At 37.2% G+C, this 21,353-nt stretch carries 20 protein-coding genes, 1 pseudogene and 1 other annotated feature; of the genes and pseudogenes, 2 read left to right on the plus strand and 19 right to left on the minus strand.

From position 1 onward, the window contains the following. Positions 1-177: 177 nt before the first annotated feature. The 4 genes from FC36_RS02390 to FC36_RS02405 all read right to left on the minus strand — a co-directional run bounded on the left by FC36_RS02390 (position 178) and on the right by FC36_RS02405 (position 6,225). Entirely contained in the window at positions 178-1,479 is a 1,302-nt protein-coding gene (locus tag FC36_RS02390; RefSeq protein ID WP_025020925.1) for a sensor domain-containing diguanylate cyclase, read from the minus strand. 299 nt (positions 1,480-1,778) lie between these two features. Continuing rightward, entirely contained in the window at positions 1,779-2,387 is a 609-nt protein-coding gene (locus tag FC36_RS02395) for a cadmium resistance transporter (RefSeq protein ID WP_025020924.1), read from the minus strand. Between the two features lie 586 nt (positions 2,388-2,973). Beyond that, positions 2,974-4,077 carry an ATP-binding protein gene (locus tag FC36_RS02400; protein WP_056986687.1) on the minus strand — a complete coding sequence of 368 codons (1,104 nt, stop codon included), beginning with the start codon at positions 4,075-4,077 and terminating at the stop codon, positions 2,974-2,976. Between the two features lie 504 nt (positions 4,078-4,581). Next, positions 4,582-6,225: an APC family permease gene (locus FC36_RS02405; RefSeq protein WP_025020923.1), complete on the minus strand. Its 1,644-nt coding sequence runs from the start codon at positions 6,223-6,225 to the stop codon at positions 4,582-4,584. Positions 6,226-7,739: 1,514 nt separating this feature from the next. Then, positions 7,740-7,976 (plus strand) — a binding site (T-box leader). Positions 7,977-8,040: 64 nt separating this feature from the next. Here FC36_RS02405 and FC36_RS02410 point away from each other — a divergent pair. Next, a complete protein-coding gene (locus FC36_RS02410) occupies positions 8,041-8,994 on the plus strand; it encodes a ketopantoate reductase family protein (protein WP_025020922.1) in 954 nt (317 codons plus the stop codon). A gap of 194 nt (positions 8,995-9,188) precedes the next feature. On the opposite strand, the gene FC36_RS12585 is transcribed toward FC36_RS02410, so the two are convergent. The 11 genes and pseudogenes from FC36_RS12585 to FC36_RS02455 form a co-directional block, all read right to left on the minus strand. Further along, a complete protein-coding gene (locus tag FC36_RS12585; RefSeq protein ID WP_263640294.1) occupies positions 9,189-9,314 on the minus strand; it encodes a hypothetical protein in 126 nt (41 codons plus the stop codon). Continuing rightward, complete coding sequence (locus tag FC36_RS12395) at positions 9,314-9,454, minus strand: hypothetical protein (protein ID WP_035188254.1); 141 nt, start codon at positions 9,452-9,454, stop codon at positions 9,314-9,316. Before FC36_RS12395 ends, FC36_RS12585 begins: the two co-directional genes overlap by 1 nt. Next, entirely contained in the window at positions 9,417-9,602 is a 186-nt protein-coding gene (locus FC36_RS12400; RefSeq protein ID WP_338086174.1) for an AbrB/MazE/SpoVT family DNA-binding domain-containing protein, read from the minus strand. Before FC36_RS12400 ends, FC36_RS12395 begins: the two co-directional genes overlap by 38 nt. A 261-nt stretch (positions 9,603-9,863) precedes the next feature. Then, the gene (locus FC36_RS02420) at positions 9,864-10,436 is read right to left on the minus strand and encodes a helix-turn-helix transcriptional regulator (RefSeq protein WP_025020921.1); all 573 of its coding nucleotides are present in this window, start codon (positions 10,434-10,436) and stop codon (positions 9,864-9,866) included. 162 nt (positions 10,437-10,598) lie between these two features. Next, positions 10,599-11,270: pseudogene (gene pgmB, locus FC36_RS02425) on the minus strand (beta-phosphoglucomutase). Positions 11,271-11,694: 424 nt separating this feature from the next. Continuing rightward, positions 11,695-13,068: a L,D-transpeptidase gene (locus FC36_RS02430; protein WP_025020920.1), complete on the minus strand. Its 1,374-nt coding sequence runs from the start codon at positions 13,066-13,068 to the stop codon at positions 11,695-11,697. Between the two features lie 188 nt (positions 13,069-13,256). After that, the gene (locus FC36_RS11825) at positions 13,257-14,525 is read right to left on the minus strand and encodes an oligosaccharide MFS transporter (protein WP_056986688.1); all 1,269 of its coding nucleotides are present in this window, start codon (positions 14,523-14,525) and stop codon (positions 13,257-13,259) included. An 18-nt stretch (positions 14,526-14,543) separates the two neighbouring features. Then, on the minus strand, positions 14,544-15,896 hold the full coding sequence (locus FC36_RS11830; RefSeq protein WP_025020919.1) for a glycoside hydrolase family 32 protein: 1,353 nt from the start codon (positions 15,894-15,896) through the stop codon (positions 14,544-14,546). A gap of 131 nt (positions 15,897-16,027) precedes the next feature. Then, complete coding sequence (locus FC36_RS02445; RefSeq protein WP_025020918.1) at positions 16,028-17,017, minus strand: LacI family DNA-binding transcriptional regulator; 990 nt, start codon at positions 17,015-17,017, stop codon at positions 16,028-16,030. A 145-nt stretch (positions 17,018-17,162) separates the two neighbouring features. Next, on the minus strand, positions 17,163-17,672 hold the full coding sequence (locus FC36_RS02450) for a cyclophilin-like fold protein (protein ID WP_025020917.1): 510 nt from the start codon (positions 17,670-17,672) through the stop codon (positions 17,163-17,165). A gap of 24 nt (positions 17,673-17,696) precedes the next feature. Next, positions 17,697-18,221 carry a DapH/DapD/GlmU-related protein gene (locus FC36_RS02455; RefSeq protein ID WP_056986689.1) on the minus strand — a complete coding sequence of 175 codons (525 nt, stop codon included), beginning with the start codon at positions 18,219-18,221 and terminating at the stop codon, positions 17,697-17,699. Between the two features lie 265 nt (positions 18,222-18,486). Here FC36_RS02455 and FC36_RS02460 point away from each other — a divergent pair, with 265 nt between their 5' ends. Beyond that, positions 18,487-19,065: a hypothetical protein gene (locus FC36_RS02460; RefSeq protein WP_025020916.1), complete on the plus strand. Its 579-nt coding sequence runs from the start codon at positions 18,487-18,489 to the stop codon at positions 19,063-19,065. A gap of 242 nt (positions 19,066-19,307) precedes the next feature. On the opposite strand, the gene FC36_RS12250 is transcribed toward FC36_RS02460, so the two are convergent. From FC36_RS12250 to FC36_RS02475, 4 genes are all read right to left on the minus strand, one after another. Continuing rightward, positions 19,308-19,463, minus strand: a complete 156-nt coding sequence (locus tag FC36_RS12250; protein ID WP_023858709.1) for a hypothetical protein — start codon at positions 19,461-19,463, stop codon at positions 19,308-19,310. A gap of 28 nt (positions 19,464-19,491) precedes the next feature. After that, the gene (locus FC36_RS02465; RefSeq protein WP_025020915.1) at positions 19,492-20,235 is read right to left on the minus strand and encodes a hypothetical protein; all 744 of its coding nucleotides are present in this window, start codon (positions 20,233-20,235) and stop codon (positions 19,492-19,494) included. Between the two features lie 185 nt (positions 20,236-20,420). Next, positions 20,421-20,831, minus strand: a complete 411-nt coding sequence (locus tag FC36_RS02470; RefSeq protein ID WP_025020914.1) for a DUF697 domain-containing protein — start codon at positions 20,829-20,831, stop codon at positions 20,421-20,423. 117 nt (positions 20,832-20,948) lie between these two features. Beyond that, positions 20,949-21,353 (minus strand): SMI1/KNR4 family protein, encoded by a 405-nt coding sequence (locus FC36_RS02475; protein ID WP_025020913.1) that lies wholly within the window; start codon positions 21,351-21,353, stop codon positions 20,949-20,951.

Raw genomic sequence — 21,353 nt, forward strand, 5'->3', positions numbered from 1 at the left:
AGTATACAGAGAGATTGCCCGATAATTAATACGGGGGTGTTATAGGGTGCTTACATAAATTCTTACATGAACTTATGATATTACTTGGAGTTAACTACAAGTCAAGCCTTTTGATAAAAAAATTCGCAAACAAAAAGAAGCTACGGTCGTCCCATAGCTTCTTTATGCTGACTAAAGTTAACGTCGACGATTATGCCCACTTTGTTGGTAAAATGCACTTTTTTCTAGGTACATACGCTCATCTGCCAATGCGATGATTTCCTGAGGCTTTTTGTCAGGATATTCATCTAAACTGACAAACCCCACCGACATTGACAATTCTTTTACTTTTTTGCCATGCCAATTTGTACATAGTTCATGAAGCCTTTGGCGCAAGATTTTACCAGATTCCGGTGTTGCTTTAATCACAGCGACAAATTCATCACCACCAATGCGGTAGACCTTCCCACCAGCAAAGCATGTTTTCATGCACTTAGCGGCTCCCATCAGTAACTCATCCCCAGCTGCATGTCCCAAGTTATCGTTGGTTCTTTTCAATTCGTTGACATCAATCGCAAAATAGAGATAATTACCATCGGTCGGAATGCGTGCGAGATTTTCATCGTAGGCCCGGCGGTGAAATAATCCCGTCATCTCATCATGATCGAGTTGCTTGGCCTGTTCAGCTAGACGCCTTTCTCTATGTAGCGTGGTAAAAGTAAAAATAACAATCAAACTAATATACGCTATTAGCGAGGTACTAATAACGGTCATCAGACTTTGAGCGGATTTGTTAGCTTGACCTTGAAGCTTCTTTTCAGCTGCGGATGGAAAACTCATAACCAAAGTCCAATGCGTATCTTTAACTGGTACCATTCTGATATAGGAATTGACACCGGAAGTTCCAAAGTATTTCATGGTTAAAGTTTTATGGGTAGACATCGTGGTTAACATCTTCTTAATCATTCGGTCACGATCTTTACCGGGGTTAGGATTAGTATCGGTGATATTTTTGACCATATCAAAATTATGCTCGGAGGAATAAAAAAGAATTTTTCCACGTTCATCACATAAAAAAACATTAGCTTTGAAGTCGTATATGTATTCTTTTAACAATGTTTCCACTGACTTTTTGCTGGTTAAACCAGCTAAAACGCCGACTATTTCCCCAGCTTGTTTCACAGGAGCATATGAAACAATTGCGCGGGCCCCTGTCTCAGTCATGAGAGTGGTAGTTCCAGTTTTACCTTTCATCCCCTGCAGATAGAAATCCTTATGTTGATAATCTCCTTCGAGATTATTACTAGTATAACCATGGCCAGACGCATTAACATAAATTAGGTTTTCAAAATCTTGGCTACCGCTAAGTTGTCTTAGTTGCTCAAGATAATTACCTTGAGGTAACTCGCTTGCCCAACTATTTGCTAAACGAGTAACAGCACCAATTTTTAGTTGGAAGGTCGTTTGAACCAGCTGATTTTTTTGCCGGGTAGATTCCATAAGATACATTTTATCTTATGGAAGTAACCGACGTTCGTTTGCTTGATAAAATCTCTGAACACCAAAGAAAATGAAGATCCCTAGTAAAATCACCAAGAAAAGATTGATGATAACAATTCCTCGAATTTTTGATTTATTCTTAGTTTGCGTATACATATTTTTATTACATCCTTTTTCATATCATACCCTAGGACTATTATACGTTTTGCACTTAAACTATACAACCATATTATTAGATCAAGTATTTGGGAAAATAAAAAACGCCTCTTGTAAGCAAGAAACGTCTTAAATATTCAGCTTTAGTGTAACAATAGCAATAAATGATTAATAGTGCCACTTTCGTACATGATATAGCTACCAAGGCCAAGATAAATGATGGCACTTACCCAGCGACCATACTTTTCAATAATCGTTGTAATCATTGGAATATGAAACAAGATAATCGCTGTTAAAAAGACCAGAACTAACATCACTGCAAAGGTCAATAGCGTCAGGTAAACTTCACTTGCGACCTGCATAGAGGCGAATAGTGGGGTATAAATACCAATATTATCAGCACTACAAGACGTAATGGTAATCAAAGCTACATAGCGACTAAGTTTAAAACCACTAAAGTCGGCTTGGACTTGGTCATCATCAGACATCCCTTGCAAGATTAATTTGCAACCAAAGTAAAAGGGAATGATTCCTAAAAATCCGAGAATCCATTCTTCGGGGATGATGTGTAAAATAACGCCTAAAGTCAAAGATCCCATAACTAGGACAAATGAGCCCATAACATCACCTAAAAATACATCTCGAAATTTGTACCGGGATTGACTTTGGGAGAAGAAGGCCATCAATAGAACCAAATAATCAATATTAGTAGATAGATAGGCAGTAGCTGCCGAAAAAATCGTGTGAAACACAAGTTAACCTCGCAAAAAAATTAATACTCAAATTTTAGGCTAAATCAACTGATACGTCAATATTGAGATACGTCATCTTTTACACTGTTGCTTAAGCTTTCCAAATAACTTATTTTATTTTTAGAAAGGCGAACATAAGAGAAAGTATCAGAGGAAATGGAGTTCCTTTGTTGTTAATAATCTTTCTAAAATATATACCTTTTTCGGAAAGATAGAATTAAAAAACTAACTTCCAAATTTTTCGTCATATTTTCTTCAAATTTCTGTCGTATCTTTAAAGCATAGCTAATAACATTAAAACTTTTTTCATACTAATACTTTCCCCTTAATCCACGTTATTTCCCCATGCGACGTGGATTTTTTTATAATCAAGTTTACTAGTTTCAGCATACATCTAAAATACTGTTTGCAAACCATATTTGATAGGCTAACCAACTTAGTGTCAAATATAACAAAGAGCATGAATACCTTATTTGACAAGGAATTCATGCTTTTAATTGACGAATTGTATTTTATAATGTTCCGGGACTACTATCTATTTTAAATAAGTCTCTTTTTTGAAAAATATCATTCAAAATTTCCCCTTTTATAAACTTTCCAGTAACATCTGCTCTTCTAGATAATTTCCAAATGCTGGTAAAAGGAAGGATACATAACCATAATCGGTAGCCACAATAATTTGGCTGTCAATTAACTTACGTCGGTAAACAGAAAGATAGTTAGCTGGCTTTTGAAGCACCGCACCAATTTGCGCATTTTTAATTTTGTCACCGCCAATTTGAGCCATAGCCTGCAGGTATTCTTTTTCTTTGACCGTCAAACTACCATAAATCCGCAGATAAACATTCCGATAAAGTATTTGGTGGAATTCCTCGAGAACGGCATCAACTGTTGCAATAGTTAAAGTAGTTTCAGTGCTAGTTTCTAAGTGATCCCAAAGCAAGTAACCTAACAATTGAAAGGCATAAGCAAAGCCCGCCGTTTGTTTGGCCATGTAAAGTGCGGGTTTTAACTCAAGCTTGTAGCTTCCTTGCTTAAACAGCATTTGGTAACTATCTTTAATAATCATTAAATCCAGTGGGTTTAAGACAATACGATTAGCGCGCAATAAAAAGGTTAAGACATCATCGTTTTGCAACTCAGAAACATTTTTCGGTAAACCAGCCATCATTAAAGCAACCGCTAGGTCCTCACGAATCATTAACTGGTAGTAACTAATAAACTTCCTTAATTCTGGCGTCGCCTTAATTTCATCAATGGTAATCAGAACCTGAACACCCTGTTTCTTCAAATCCCGCAGTAAGTTAAAAAGAATGGCCTGATAATCAAGGCTATGTTTTTCGGCACTAAGACTGGTACCAAGTTCTAGTCCTAAAAAACTAACTTTCAAATCTAGCTTGGCAGTTAGTTTTTTCTGGTTAATTTGATTTTGAAGTTGACTCAAAATCGACAAAATTAAGTCGCTCTCCAAAATAAGATTAACCACTAGCCAATCTGCATGTTGACTAAGAGCCTTAGCAATTTCCGTCATCAAAGCGGTTTTCCCAGAGCCCCTTTGGCCGTAAATTAAGGAAGTTTGGTACAATTTATCGCCTTCCTGGATTTTTCTAATTGTTTCTTGGGCTAATAATTGTCGATCAATAAAATTATCAGGCACACTCCCGAAACTTGGACTAAATGGATTCTTCATACAGTCCTCCTCTTTTTATAACTTTTTATAACTTAGAATTAATTTTATAACTTTTTATAACCTCAGTCAATTAATATTCCTAAAAAGATAGTCAAAACTTTTTGTGGGTAACACTTTAAAAATACTTTAAAATCAGCATTTTGGGAAAATTATATTCAAGAATTCAAAATAATCTTTGTTACCAGCATAGAAATGCTGATATATCAACATTCCGTAAATGTTACATAAAATTGTTTTTTAACATCGTACTAATAAAAATGGCTACTAAAGGTGCTTTAAAGGCCTAGACGGGACCATCATAAAACCGATTAATATATTTTTTGCATATCCCTGGTTCAGTTACTCAATCAAATCATTTTACTTTTTCGATTTTAAACCGATTTTCTATAACTTCGTACTTTTCCGACAAAAAGTTTAATATTTTTAAAACAATTATAAATTTGAAGATAAATATTGTGAGAAATTAATCTTACTAAAAAAGTCGCTCAAGGCGACTTCATATTTTTAAATATCCATTTCAATTCTAGATGGGTGTTTACCGGGCTTACGACGAGCGATCAACCAAACAATAATTAAAGCTAAAATAGCTTCAACAACAATCATCCAAACACGCCCAGGTAATTTCGTCCCACCTAGCCAAACATCAATGATGATGGAACCTAAAATCATCCCAATAATAGCCCGCCATTGGTACTTATCAAAAGCGTAACCATATTGGTCTTCTCGCCGTCGAATTGATGGCAAGAGCACACCTAACCCAACTAAGACCACGATAGAAACGATATTAATAACTAATTCATACCACCAGGTATTGGAGAGCATCTTAACATCTTGGGGGGCAATTCCCAGGATTGTAGCAATAGCAGTAACTACCAACAAAATCAATCCCACCGTCCAAGCAATCTTATCGTTTTTGATAAAGACGTATTCAGATGGGTATTTGGCCTTATCACGTCCGCGAATCCGCATAAAGGAATAGAAAATCCAACAAGTTACGGCTGGCGAGATAATCCCGTTTAAGTTTAATAACCAGTTGAAGACGTCATTCATTTCTGGCAAGAAAACCCCTAAAATCATAATAAAACCACTTAAAAAAACAGTTAAGGCGTAACCATTGACTGGTAAACCTTGATCGTTAGTTTTCTTGAGGAATTTTGGCATGAACTTGTCACCTGTATCGCTGATTAACATCCGCGTCATGGCATCCAGTAAGACGGCCATCAAAGCCACGTTATATGCTAAAGAACACCAGGCATAAATGTAAACAAGGCTTTTACCAATTCCAAATTGTTCCCCCATAGCACCAAAGACATAGTATTCACCATTCATTTTCAAGTCATTAGGCATGTGATTAGCGTCAATATAGATTCCTAAAGCTATCGAGCCAAAAAAAGTCAAGAAAACTGTCATCAAGGCTAACATAATCATAGATTTAGGAAACTCTCTTTGAGGATGTTTCATCCGTGTTACATAAGGTGCAACCAATTCACAACCGTTAACCGCATAAATCAGCATCCCTACCGTAGAGAAGTATTTGAGGTCAAATTTAGGAACAATACTGTTCCAAGAAAATTCACTAGCTGTATGACCACCGCTCATAGCCAGGCCGACAAAGGCCATCAAAACAAAGAGAATGGTCATACCGAACATTGCAATCCCCCCGATGTCAGATAAGATTTCCAAGGAATTTTTGAACTTGTGGGATAAAAGAACCACCAACAAGAATAAAATAAAGGAAATCAAAGTAAACATGGGTGTAGAAATTACACTAGTATCTTCGAAGTCGTCCGTCCCGGTTAACCCCCAGCCGATATCAACGAGGAAGCAGTTCGCTGTATCAATAACGTAAGGAATAGAAGCTGCCCAGTAGGTCCAGGCAGTAAAGTAACCGAGAAATTCACCATCAGTTCCTCGTACCCAAGAAGACAATCCGCCCCCTTCATGATTAAAGACGGAGCCTAATTGCCCCACCATCAAGGAATAAGGAATCACGTAGAAGAAGACCATAATTACCCAGGAAGTCAAGACGGCCATTCCTTGGTTTTGGAAGTTGTACATGATGTCTTCTAAACCAATTACCGTGACAAAAGCCATCATAGCAAGGGTTGGCCAGGTTATGTATTTACCCTTTATATTTAATTCATCCATTTTAATTTCTCCATTTCAGTTATTCAAGTTATAGATTAGTATCTAATAACCAGGAGATTTATTTTGTGAAAGCACAAGCTACCCTCCCTAAATAAAAATTTACAGTTAATAATTTTACTATCGTTCATCTTTTAAAGCAATGCCTCTCCAAATTTAGATAGTCAAAACTTTTTATATTTTTAATTTTTCCCAACGCTAACTATTGCCTTGTTCAATCTAGAATTTGACGTTAACTCCCTAGTTTGAGGGTTTTCGTAATACTTATCATTCTTCGTGTGTTTCTTTAGCTTTCACATACGAATTTCAAAAATGTCTATTTTGTTGTACACAGCATCTGGACCACAGCTAATGTATTGATTCCTTCGACACTCCACGCCATAGGGAGTGAGCGACTTATGTGCCCTTAGTAAAGTCCCCTGGGGATTGCATATAGCTTTATTGTATCCCTCGAGATAATGTTTTTTTGATTATAATCATTGTACCATTAGGAGTTGTTTTGTGAATTTAGTTAAAAAATTTACCTATCAAAACTTTTGTCCGTCTCTATGGAACTCTAATATCCAAGCGGCTATCGCATTGGCTCAAAAACAAGGATTTATAGTAGTTTAGTTGTATTGATAAAAAAGTTTAACTAATTCTACTATTATTTGGTGTGCCTTCTTTTTTAGGAGGCTATTGTTGTGTCTCAAACTAAATTTCTTTCAAACTTAAACCACTTGAGAAAACGGTTGCGGTATAATCATTGACTGTTGAACTATCCTTGATTGTTAGTCTTCTTGAGGAATTTTGGCATGAACTTGTCACTCATATCGCTGATTAACATCCGCGTCATGGCATCCAATAAGACGGCCATTTCTTAGTTTTGGAAGTTATACATGATGTCTTCTAAACCAATTACCGTGCAAAAAGTTATTCCTAGATTTTGATTTTTGCACAAAAAAGCCCACCTTCGGAAAAAAGTGAGCAATTATGTAAAAGTCGTTGTGAAAACAACGACTAGCACAAACTAAAAAATTATTTTTGAACTTAGGTTTTGCAACCATACATTTAACAACTGTATGTTAGCATACAGTTGAGAAAAGTGCAACCATTTTTATGTAAAAGCGAGGCACGACTCGCAAGTGTTAAATGTATATAGGTTGCGCTACTTAAGCTCTACTTCTTAGGAAAGTAGAACTCCACCACAATCTTAATGATTTTGACAATCACAAGAGCTACTGTGCGTAGGCGCACAACACATCAAAAAGTGTGCTATGCACATCTCCACCTCCTAATCACCGGTAATACTTATATGCTGTCGTGTCAACTTATAAGCATTACTACTCCGGAGTAGTGTGACCTTTTAGGTCACGGAACCATTATACATTCAAACTTTCCCGCTATCTATTTGAACGTTTAAAATGCTGTCACGTAATTATCAAATTGAAATGTAAAATACTTACCGAAAAATTTGAAAAAAGTAGTTGCTTTTTAATACAATTAGGTGTAAATTAATTATAAATTAAAAAAAGATTTGTAAACCAATGGAAAAGCAAAGTAAATCTTAATTAAGCTTCAGAGAGTCTCGGTTCGCTGTGAAGAGATAGTTGCGTTAAGATTGAAAATCCCTTTTCTGGGTTAGAGTGAAACCATAAAATTAGTAGCTTTGACTGGAACTGTCCCATTATCGACGGAGCATCTAAGTTTTGTTAGATGGTTGAGGCCAGGAAACTGGTAAATTGAGGTGGTACCACGCTCATAGCGTCCTTTGAAATTAGTTAGTTCAAAGGACGCTTTTTTAATCTGTTACATAATATTTTTTAGGAGGTTTTTCGTATGAAATTTACAGTTGTTGGAGCCGGAGCAATGGGCTTACGTTATGGTGTTTTATTACAAGAAGCTGGTAATGAAGTAGAATTTGTGGATGCTTGGCAACCACATGTTGAAAAAATGAAGGAACAAGGTGGCGTTTATGTTAAACGTGATCATGAAAATCGCCACTTAGTTCCCGTTAAAGTCTTTTATCCTGAAGAATATCAAAATACTGACGCGGATGTATTAGTATTCTTTTTAAAGCAAATGCAACTTGCTGATATGCTAGAACGTTGTAAGCATTTCTTTACCGCCGACCAATATGTCCTGACAGCAATGAATGGGATGGGTCACGTGGATAAATTACTCAATTACTTTAAACCTGAAAAATTATTAGCTGGAACCGCCCTAGTAGCGACCGTTCTTGATGGCCCAGGAGAAGTTGACTTCATCGGTAAACCTGGGGCGGGGACGATGAATCTCGCTAATTATACCGAACAACCAGATGAAATGACTCATAAAGTAGTGGCCGAACTTCAAAAGGCTAACTTTAACCCTACTTTAACCACTAACTTCCAAGGAACTTTAATGGCTAAAGTTGTCTTTAACTCCGTTGTCAACACTTTATGTACCCTCTTTGAAATCACAATGGGTGAATACGCTGCCTTTGCAAAAGCTGATGAGCTTTCTGTTGCATTAATTAACGAAGCCTATGATGTTTGTGAACGTGCTGGGATTGAAATGATAAATACCCGCCAAGAAGAATTAGAATCCGTTAACTATGTAAGTAAGGTTGCTAACCCTCTTCACTACCCTTCAATGTACCAAGATATGTCTAAAAATCGCCCAACAGAAGTCGATTACATCAATGGGTATCTTGTTAAGTTAGGGCGTAAATACCACTACGAAGCACATACACATGCCTTTTTAACTAATTTGGTTCACCTCGCAGAACACACCCGTCAACACAAAGCCTAATATTTGCGCAAAACACCCCCAAATTTTTCCAAGAGAATTTGGGGGTGTTTTTAGCTTTCTGAAGCGCCACTAATACTGTCAACACCACTTTCTTTTTGGTGGAAAATAAGCCTTTTCCAGATTAGCCTGGCTATTAACGGTTAATTGTAGGACTCCGTCAATATCTTCACGAATTTCTAGAATATGCATGTTGACTAATTAGCAACTTTAAACACCATTACTTTTTTTCGACCAACTTTAATTACCAAAGCAGGGCGGACTTTGGAATCATTTGCATCATCAAAAGGTACATTAGCAATATAGATATCCATTGATTCCATTAGCCATTGACCATCCGATCATGAAAATCAGGTGCTTTTTTAGGGTCATAGTGACCATTCTCATCAAATTCCACTTCTTCAACTGGAATTTGCTTTACTAAGTCAGCCCAGTCTAACGCAGTTGGTAATTTCTCTACCATTCAGCTCAAAAGATACTTTACTCCCTTTTTCTAAACCTAAAGCTTCTCTAAGTGCCACCGGAATAACAATTTGTCCTTTTTGCGACATTTTTCCAATAAATATGTTTGCCACTGTAATTCCTCCTCGTAATTTAAACAATTTTCGCATTAAAACATTATATTTCTTCAGTTACTCTTGATCTTTTTAACTACTTCATGACTGATTGTTATTTAATCAAAACAACTATACATTTTACGTCTTATTTGCATTATACAAAAAAAGAAGCCACTGTAAATTTTTTGTAAAGTACTGCATGTCATTGTAAAGTAAGTTATAATAAAAAAGACTCTTAGCATGAACCAAGAGTCAAGCAAGGTTTAGGAAAGTCGTCTCAGCAAACTTTAGCGGGTTTAGAGACGGCTTTTTAAGTTAGCCTATGAATAAATAAGCTAGTAGTAAACCGATAAAGGGGCCGCTTAAAATTAAAAGAAATTGCAGTCCCATAAGCAATCGGTGTGGTTGGTACTTTTGTGGTTCGGAAATCTTACCTTCACTAAAAGCTTTAATGTCTTTGAAGGTTTTGAGCTGATATTTACGGTTAATTTCTTGCATTTGAACGGTAAAGAAAATTACCATCAGCCAAGCCATCCCCGCAGCTCCTAAGCAAATATCGCTTACCGAACCCGTGGTTAACATGGAGATAAGAAAAAGTCCCCCGCTAATCACCATTGCAACCACCATTTCAATTGTAAACGCTCGATGTTGCTTAATATCAAGGTAGTTAATTGTTTCTGTCATGATATCCAAGTCCTCCTTAAAGAGTTCAGCCGGATCAAGATTAAAAGCTTCCGCAAGTAACTTAATATTGTAAATATCAGGATAGCTTTTATCATTTTCCCAATTAGAAATAGTTTGTCGTGAAACCTTAATTTTTTGTGCTAAGGTCTCTTGGGTCCAATCCAACTGAGTCCGGTAATTTTTAATTTTTTGACCAATTTTCATTTTACTTTCCCTCCTTGCTCAAGGTCCATGCTAGCAAAAATTCCCGAAACCGTCTATCAAAATCCTTTGACATCCCATGGTATAAAGCTTTCTTAGTGGTTTGTCAAAAAATTTAGCCTGCAAAAAATCACTGCAACTTTCATCACAGTGATTATTCAATCTTTATTTATGATAACGCTTGAAGGCTTCCGCAAGTAAAGGGTAGTTAAGGCGGTTAGTCGCTGGTACTACCACATCAGCTTGAATCAAGTCGGCTTTATCACCCACAGCGATAGCAACCATCCCCGTAGCTTTAATAGCTTGAACCCCAGCGGTGGCATCTTCCACCCCCACGCATTGACGAGGATCAACACCTAAAGCCTTCGCACCAGCTAAAAAATATCTGGCGCAGGCTTACCATGCGCGACCTTAGCTGGATCGACAATAGCATCAAAAGTTGCAAATAGGCCAAGATTTTTCAGGATAAAAGGTGCGTTCTTCGAAGCCGAAGCAACAACAAGCTTCACCTCATGAGCCTTTAAATCTGTCAGTAATTGGCTAATTACTGGCAAAATGTCATCCTGTGTTAATTTAGAAATTACTTGGACATAATGATCATTCTTCTCATTAGCCATGGCATTGACTTCTGTTTCCGTAAACTTGTCCGTCATTCCCGTAAATTCCAAAATTCGTTCCAAGGATTCAAGGCGACCAATACCTTTTAAATTCGTTTCAAACTCAGCCGGTAAGGTGACTGCCAATTTTTCGTGTTCCAACCAACCGACTCCAAGCCTCAAAGTGAAATTTAGCCGTATTCGTTAGTACACCATCTAAATCAAAAACTACTGCTTGCATAAAAAGCCCCTTATTCCAAGACTAATTCTTGACCATTAACTAAGTCATGGATTCTTGGAGCCGTTTATTTTTCTTATCTAGGGTATGGGTAATAACCTTCCACGGATCAACTTCAAAAATTCTTTGCATAATTAAAATCCTCTCTATCAAAACTAGTGCAATTCACACTAAAACAACGGATAAAATTATTATGTAAGCCTTAATATTTTTAAGGCTGAAATCACAATCGCTAAACCTTTTTTGTCACCTCGCTAATATTGTGATACCTTTAACCTAATTGACTTCTACTTTCATTTTATCAAAAAGCGCTACTCCATAAAGATTATCCTATCATTTCGCTTTCCCTACACTAAGAAATGACGAAAAAGTCTTGAAAATAAAAAACTGCTAGAATCCCTAAATCGTTGATTTCTAGCAGTTTTTCTTAATAGATTACGACGGGTTCACCTGGCTCTAAAGCATGATATATAGTTGACATTTGTTCAGGATGGATATTAACACAACCATTAGAGCCATTAGTCAAATAAGCTTTAGGCGACCAATCGTGGCGCCAGCTCGCGTCATGAAAGCCACAACCATCAACGGTAAAGGGAGCCCAGTATTTAACCGGGGAAGCATATGGTGTACCGTTAGTATGACGGCCACGTAAAGTAGTGGGGGCTTGTTTATAACCAACGTAATAGACCCCTTTAGGAGTTTCACTATGTTCAGCCACGTTTCCTGTAACTACAGAGACTGACGCTACCAGGTGGCCAGCTTTATAAAACCAGGCATGTTGTTTAGTAAGCGACACTTCAGCATAAGTGGTTCCTAGACCATGATTAGAAAGATGCTTATATCCTGTCCCCGTACTATAAAAACCAGTCCCATAAAGATCTTTTTGCGCATCAAGCGATGCTCGGCGGTGTTTAATTAAAGCCGTTAAAATTCGATGCGTCGCTTTAGCAGGGGCTAGCTTCCACCCATAGGTGCTGTTTTTTACTCGAATTTTAGTCCCATGTGACGTTTTAAATAGATACTCTTTCCCAAAAGTCGCTTGTGAATGATTAATTTGCATAATTTTTCCAGTTAAATTATTGGTATCAAGCGATAGTTTACCGGTTTGATAGGAAGCTGAAGTAATAACATCTTTTGCTTTAATATCGTAAGTCTTACCCTGAACTTTATAAGTTGCTTTTTGTGCTAAGAGTGTTTTTAAGAATTGAGCTTGTTTTTGGACGGCTTTACTTTTACTTGTTGTAGGTTGTAAGTATTGGGACTTCACCTTAATTGTTCCCTGATTTTCTCGTCTTTTCAAGGTTTGAAGCATTTTAGCTATATCATAAGCATCGCCCTTCTTTTCCTTGATAATTTTGACTTGCCCATCAGTATAAGTTGCGTAAGCATTAACTGGCCGTATCCGTTTATGATTCTCGCTTTTGAGGTATGCGGTTAAACACTGTTCTAATTTCTGGTTACGTTCAAAGTTTTTTTGCATAGCAGGTACGTAAAACTTTTTAATCTTATGGTTAGGGAAAAAAGATGCTTGCTTTTTAAGCAGTTGCTTAAGATAACCACTGTCGCTTGGAGTAACACCGGTATTAAGCTTTTTTCCCTGATAAATTAGCTGATTATCAACATAAAGTTGATTGTTAATCTTAACCTTTTCGAGTTTTTTTAAAGCACTTTCAGTCGTTAAATCACTAACATCCACTTGATTAATATAGGTATTAGGATTGAAATGGTGGTGCTGATAATGGTACCAACCACCAAGCAACGCTAACAATAGCGTCCCCATTACAATTAAACTTTTCCGCATAAAACTTAATCCCCTTTCCGGAGACTATTTTACCGCTCTATTTAAAAAAATCAATGAATTAAAGGAATCTTAACGATATTTTTAGCGGTCTATCAGATTTCTACGAGATAGGATAAAAATTTCATCATCATAAAAACCGTTAGAAATAATGCTCTAGTAACATAATTTCTAACGGTTTACTATTTAAGTTAATCTTCTAAAGGTTGACCCAAAACGTCTTCGTCGTCCTTCTTTAAAATAAAGAAAGCATAGATAGCAGAAACACAAACAATACCAGCAACAACTAAGAAAGTATTTTGGTAACCAATCTTATCGTGTAAAGCCCCAAATGGTGTAGAGAAAATAATTTGCCCAACTTGTGCAGCAATTTGGAAACCAACCATGTAAACAGTAGCTGAAATCCGCGTATCAAAGTGCAAAGTAAAGTAGCGGAACATCGCTAAAACGAAGATAGCTGTTTCAGGGGCATGTAGTAACTTGATAACTGATACACCCAATGGGTTAGTTACCAAACCGCAACCACCAATCCGGATAATCATAATCACCAAACCAATTAATAAGGTTTTGCGAACCCCTGTTTTGCGCATCATCACAGGAATTAAGCCCATCATGATAGATTCTAAGAACACTTCTGCAGAGTTCAAAATACTGTAAGCTTCAGCTCCAGAACTTGCTGATCCAAAGAACTTAGTAAAGAATTCAGGGAACATTTGTTGGTCAAAAACTGTGTAGAAGGTCCAACTCAAGATAATGAAGATGATAATTTTCCATAGTTCAACTAGCTTAAAGACACCAAGGATATCTTTGAAAGAAGGTTTTTCTTCTTCATTTACTTCTTCATCTTTAACTTCGTATTTATCCACAGCTGCTTGCTTATTTTCAGGTTTGAAAAAGAGCATCACTAGTAATAACAAAAGTGCAAAGAAGGAACCTACCCAAAAAATTAGGTACGGATTAATATTAAACAAGAAACCAGCTGCTAAGGCTGCAATTGCATAGCCAAAGGAACCCCAAGCCCGTGATTGACCATATTCAAAGGAGAAACGCCGACTCATTCTTTCGGCCAAAGCTTCAAAAGTTGGTGAAACAGCTAAATAAGCCACTGATAAGTAGATAGAGCCAATGAATGCTCCTAAATAAAAATTACTTTTCAACATTGGGACATAAACCCAAGTAAAGAATGGTCCTAATAAAAGTTCTAAGAAAACACAGATATTTAACAACGTTTTTTTAATGCCTAACTTATCTTGGATAGAACCGTAAGCAAACATTAAAACTAAGGTCAAGGCAGAGTCAAAAGAGTAAATAGTACCAACTTGGGCACCAGAAAATCCTTGCTTAGTCGTAAGCCAAATTTGGAAGAAAGACCACCAAATTCCCCAACCAAAGAAGAAGAGAATAAAGGTTAAGGAGCTTCCTAAATAAAATGGGTTTTGTAAACTTTTCTTTTTTTCCATATTCTTATCCCCCAAAAATTAATATTGGTTAACATTTTCCTCGAGTCGATAAATCTCCAAGAAACTACCAGCTTGAGCGCTTAAAACAGGGGCTTGTTGCCAGTAGATACGTTCTGTAAAAGTTACTTGGCCGTCATTGACGAAAACTTCAACTGAAGAAGCATCAACAAAGACTTGTAGTTTTGTTACATTACCGCTAACCTGTGCTGAACGTTGGCCGTCCTTAGTATTTCTTTCGAGGATTAGTTTGTCAGCTTCTTTAGTAATTGTTAAGGTGTGTTCACCATCACTTAATTTAAAGAGTTGGCCTTCAGCAGTAGCTTTAAGACTAAATTCCGTGGCCCGACTCAATTGATAATTACCTTGAGAATCTTCTTGAACAACTTTTTCTTGACGTAAACTCAACATTTCTGTAACCGGTAATTGGTAAAGTTTACCATCTTTAACAATTAGCTCTCGTGGGATGGTTAAGGCTCCTGCCCAGCCATCTTCTTTTTCATACATTGGCGAATCCCAGGCATTCATCCAAGCCACCATAACCCGCCGACCATCGGGAGTTAACGCTGTTTGCGTTGCGTAGAAGTCGTGGCCCTTATCTATTTCTTCAAAGCCTCCGCGTTTTAATTCATGGGTTTCACGATTCAAGTGTCCCAATAAGTAACCAGTCTGGTTTAAGTTACGGTAAAGTTCCCCCCGCGCTTCCAAACCTTGAGGTGACATTAAAAGAACATCTTGACCATTAATCCTGAAGAAGTCCGGACACTCCCACATATAACCTTCATCCTTAAGATTTTCTGCTTTAGCTAAAGTTGAAACCCGTTGCCAAGTTTTTAAATCTACTGATTGGTACAATAAAGCACGCCCCAGTTCATCGGCACCCTGACTCCCTAAAATCATGTAAAAAGTATCATCTTCTTGCCAAACTTTAGGATCGCGGAAATGTTTGGTATTGTCAGTAGGTGTCTTTAAAACCGGATTACCAGCGTATTTTTTAAAGTGAATGCCATCGCTAGAATAAGCGAGATTTTGGTCTTCGTAGAATAAATCATTTTCCTCATCAATGTAGTGGTGACCTGTATAAATTAGCCATAATTTATCATCGTAAACTACTGCACTTCCTGAGAAACAGCCATCATCCTTTTCATCTGGGAATAGCGCCGTAGGTAAGGTTTCCCAGTGAATCATATCCTTACTGCGAGCATGCCCCCAGTGCATAGGCCCCCATTCAGAAGCATAAGGATAGTATTGATAAAACATATGATAGTAACCCTTAAAATAGGAAAAACCATTAGGATCATTAATCCAACCAGCTTTCGCCATTAAGTGGTAGTCTAGTCGGAAACGATTATTAGTAACTCGCATTTCTTCCATCGTTAAAACCTCATTTCAATTTATGTCAACCGGTTGATATATTATTTACAGTTTTAATATAGCGCTTTCAAAAAGGTGTGTCAACCGGTTATCATAAATTAATTAAAAAAAGCTTTCAATAATGAAAGCTCTTACGAGGTTAATCCTTTGATAAACTTGACTTCAAGTGGTGGAGGACTACTTGGTTTTTTCCCAGAAATTTTTTCTTCCAATAAATTAACTGCCACTTCTGCAATCTTATCAATTGGTTGTTGAATAGTAGATAGATGCGGTAACATCAAGCGGGTCATATCTGCCCCATCATAGCCAATAATCTTTAAATCATGGGGAACCTTCTTATTATACAAAGGTGCCAAAGAAAGAATGGTCGCTGCATCCGTGTCATTAGAGGTCACAATGCCATCAACTTGGGGATAGTCTTCAAAGATTTTGCGAAAAATCTTAATTTTCTCAGCTGTAGAAATGTTAAAGTCTAAGTTGTAAGTCACAGGAATCCGCTCATGTTGACGCATTACCTCTTCGTATGCTTGTTGTCGCTTGCTAGTATTACTTTCCAAATTTTCTGGCCCATCGGTATGAATAATAGTCTGACAACCGGCTGCAATTAAAGCTTCCGTCGCAATTTTACCGCCTTGATAATTATCTGAGGAAACGACTGGAATATCATCATTCATGATTCGGTCAATAGAAACTACGGGTAAATTAGCATGTTGGTACTCTTTTAATCCTCGGTTGTGCGCCCCGACAATTAAACCATCAACTTGATGAGCCAATAATTGGTTCAAATAATCTTCTTCTTTTTGGGGATCATTTTGCGAATTTCCAATTAAAACTTTGTAGCCCCGCTCATAGAGAATATTTTCTAGTTTCGCCACCAATTGTCCAAAAAAAGGATTATTAACTGTTGGAAAAATCAGCCCTACCATATTAGTTTTTTGCTTGAAAAGTTGACGCGCGATGGTATTAGGCTGATAATTCAACTCTTTCATCGCTGCATAAACCTTATCAATGGTTGCTTGACTTAGATAGCCTCGTTTATTTAAAACCCGTGAGACAGTGGTTTTGGATACTCCTGCCAGTTGAGCCACGTCCTCCAGTTTGGCATGTTTGGAATTTACCATTGATTTTTCCCCCATCTTTGCTAAATTTCTTATTCTTATTTTAGCATATCCCATCGAAAAAATTCCCCATAAAGTCTTTTTCTTGGCATAATTTAAATATCAATATCTGGAAAAATGTTGCACGTTTTGCCACGGAACTTCTTTCTTATTTGCTGAAAGTAACTTCAGTATTATCGGCCATTTTCTTAAGCGCATAAACTGCCTTGGCATTATCAAAGCTACCAATCACCTTGATACCGGGGTAAGAACCGACCGGGCCATGATATAGTACGAGACGATTATCTGGTTGCCAGTAGGCAAGCTTGCCTTTTTGCCCATTGTCATCATAATTATAGTTGCCTAACTGCGGAGTAAAAAGTAAATCGCCAATTTTTTCTTGACCATTACCATAGGCGGTAAAACTTACCGTGAATGGTATCTGCTTTTGGATGACTTGTGCAACAGGACTGTCGTTTAAAGTCGCGGTGAAACTTTGACCATTGAAACTTACCATAATCTGGCGAGAAGCTATTGCTGAATCTTTTTGATTTGCCATAGTAATGTCTGCTGTTTTGACTTTAGTGGTAGATTGCATACGATTTTGCCGAATAAATAAGGCCACGAAAGCTAACAAAATTAGCCCTAAAAGTGTTACAATAATGCCTCTCTGATGCATATACATACCCTCTTTCTTGTGTACTTAAATTGTCTTAATTACCTGAGCCGGGCACCCCGCGACGACAGTGTTTTCTGCGACATTTTTGGTGACCACCGCCCCGGCAGCAACTACGGCATTCTTGCCAATCGTAACTCCCGGTAAAATGGTAGCATTAGCACCAACCCACACATTTTCGGCTAAGTGCACAGGCTTTAGCTCTACTCCCCGACGCTCTTTGGGATCAAGAGGATGGTTGACTGAAATAATGGTGGCCTTTGGGCCGAGTAAAACATGATCGCCTAGGTAAATTCCACCTAGGTCAACTAAAGTAACCCCTTGATTGATGAAAATATTTTTCCCAAAATGAATATTCCGACCGTAATCCGTGTAAAAAGGTAAGCGTACTTCAACACTGGGATCAAGCTTGGTGGCCGTAATTTTTTCTAAATAATCTCGAATACGCTCGTGGTTGTAGGCACCGTGGTTGAGCTCTTGTAAAAGGTTCATGTTTTCTTGAATGACTTGGTCTAATTGAGCTAGTTCAGTATGGTGAATCTTATCTGACATTTGTTGTCCTCCCTTAATACTCTATAGTTTAACTTGTTTCTCTCACAATGTTAAATAGTTATATAAAATGAATTAGTATAACTAAAAACTATACCAACAAGTGTTAGAAACAGCGGACACATTAATTTTTACAGGAGTGGAAGTCAACTAAGGAGTGCTCAAAAAATTCTTTAATCAAGTATGCCAAAATTGGCATCCGCCTATCTATCTCAGCTAATTCTTGGTATAATCTAAGCATTAATGTCTAGAAAGGATTTTGTCGTCAATGAAGAAACACTTAACTTGGCTGGCTTGGGCTTTCTTTTTAGTTCTAATTCCTGCCGTCCTCATTGCCTCATTCAATTTTAATTATCAAGCCCCATTAGCCAAACTTTTAGCTTATGATTTAGGAATCATCGCCTTTGTGCTATGGGTTGAAATTGCCTGGATTAAGCTCAAGCCTCACTGGGTTGAAAAAACCATTGGAGTAGACACACTCTATAAAGTCATTAGTTTTTTAGGCGTAATCGCTCTTTTAGGTGCTGGTTTACACCAGATGATTGCTGAAAGCGCCTCGACTTTAATTAAGACCACGGGAATTATCGCGTGGCTCCTAGCTTTGGTTATTGCAATCTATGGTTTGATTGCCTTAGCTACCAAAATTCCTAGTCGCAAAGTCAAACTCAATCGGGTTATAAAGGCCGTTGTGAATATCTTAGCTATTTTAGTGGTAGCTTTGATTTGGATACATGTCAATGTCATTCCTGCGATTGCAAGTATCCGGCCTTTCATGATTACCTTTAACATTTACGCCATCTTTGCTTTCGGGTGCCAACTTTTCGGTTGGTACCGCAAACGGCATTAAAGCTACAAGAAGCTCTGGGATCCCAGGGCTTTTTATATAGGCAACATAAAAAGTCCACAAAATTCCAAATAAAATTTTGTAGACCTAAACTATATGGACCAAATCGCTTCTGTGTTACTATTAGCTCTGCTTTCACGCAAGATAATTTTCGTACCAAGGGTTATCATAAAAGCTCAGAAATTAACCTGAACTTTTTTTCGAACTGCTGTTTTATTGTAGAGACATATCTTGTACCTTTGTAATTACTTACGTGGTTTCCCAGCATCACTACGTTTTTTACGCCATTCACCACTGCTCTTACGTGAACGATTTTGCCCTGCAGTAGGTCCAGTCTTAACGATTGGTCCATGTGTGTCGCGTGGTGATTTAGAAGCCAAAATATTATCGAAAAGTCCCATAATTAAACACCTCCTTTTGGTTAAGTAATCATTTGTCAAGCATTAAAATAACAGTTGGATCAGCATAAAATCGAATAATATTCCGATTGTAGACAGCATAAAACAATGGCTGATTGGCATTAAAACCTGAAATGAAGAACTCACAACGCCCAATATTAACAGCCTGAGGATAGTGTTCCGGAACATGCCACTTAGCCCGCCATTTGACTTTTTCATTATCAGTAGCTAACAGGCCTTCAGTATAAAGCTCAAGTAAACTTAAGACTAAATGAGTAGCTTCCGAAGATCCGGAAACTTTATTGTAAGTAACCAAGAAACTATCAATTGCCTGCGCAACCCCTAAACGAAAAGTTTGGTGTAAAAATAAGTCCAAAGAAGTTTGAGACTTACTTTTAGCAGCATCCATAGCTACCGATGTGATAGCTGGTTCCGCTAAAGCTTGATAAAACTCATTTAAAGCTGTTACAACCGCAACAATCAAATCAGTTTCACGTTCATAATCTGACAAATGAAATTCAAAGTCTGTTGTTGATTTGGCCGTATGGTTACGGATGCTAAAACTTGCTCCTCGCACGCCACTACCTCGTTGGACAGTTTTAAAGTAGAGCGCCTCACTTTGTTGGCTTTGACAATATTCTGTTACCTCAATGTCAGGTAACTGCTTTTCCAGATTAAACTTCAAACGTGGGGCAATTTCTTTGATAAGAATATTCTGTTCCCTCGCCCCTACAATCATCCCGAAACTATCAATTTTAGTTGATCCAATATACATATGTGTCATCCTTTCGTTTTGACCAAACTTTTTTGTCAGTCTTAAAATCTAGTGTTTAATATCATTTGCCTTTCAACACTGATATTATCTCGCATATGGTGGACACATAATGTCTATTATTGAAACAAATAATTTTTAATACCGAACATACTTAAAAAATCCGTATGTACAACGCCTTTTAATATCTATTTATTACTTATAGTTTTTATTGCTTCAGAAATTACTGGTCCTAAATCGTTAATATCAAGTTCACTACCATTTTCAAGCTGATTTGCCACAGCATGACCAATAGCTTCTGTCATCCCCACTGCAACAGTGGCATTAAGTGTTGCTCCTGCTAACGTTCCAATACCTGGTATCATTTTCAAAAGGTTAGATGCTATATTGCGTCCGAAAGTAGTTGCAAATGTAGAATTAACAATTCCTTTGACAAGGCCTTTAGGTATTTCTTGACCATAAGCATTGTAAATCGCAACGATCATTGTCGTTTGAATTGGAACTAGTAAAACTGCATCAGAAAAAGGGATTGGGCTAGCAGCTACACCGGCAGCTGCCGTTGAAGCAGTATGGATGGCAAGTTTTGCGTCATTTTTCATAAGTCTTTTTTTGACAGAATAATTAGTATCTGTCTTTCCTTTCTTTAAAAATATAATAGAAGATTCATTATTTTAACTTAATATCAAACCTTAGGAAACCTCCTCAGCCTTAGTTTATTACTTTTCAAGTAAAGACATAAATTCATTAAAATCTCTGGCAATAATTTTCACTTGATTTTTATCATGATTATAATATCCAATATCACTACTATTACGATAGAAACCAAATAAATTACCAAATGGATCCATTGCAAAAGCTACATACTTTTGCTTGAAAAAGTTAGAGTCAATATTATTTACGTTATAGATATTTTCTCTATCATTTTTGTTAAGTGAATTAAAGCTATCCACTATTAATTCAAAATTATCTTTTAATTTAATAATACCTGGCCTTGGCCTACCGCCATTATAAACTTTTACAATATCTCTATATTCTTTTGGAAAAGTAATTCTGAATTTTTCTTCAGCCTCATCGATATAAGAATCTGCATTCGTGAGATTTTTAATAAACTTCCATTCCAC

The sequence above is a fragment of the Ligilactobacillus equi DSM 15833 = JCM 10991 genome (genome assembly GCF_001435735.1).
In the GTDB taxonomy this organism is placed as follows: domain Bacteria; phylum Bacillota; class Bacilli; order Lactobacillales; family Lactobacillaceae; genus Ligilactobacillus; species Ligilactobacillus equi.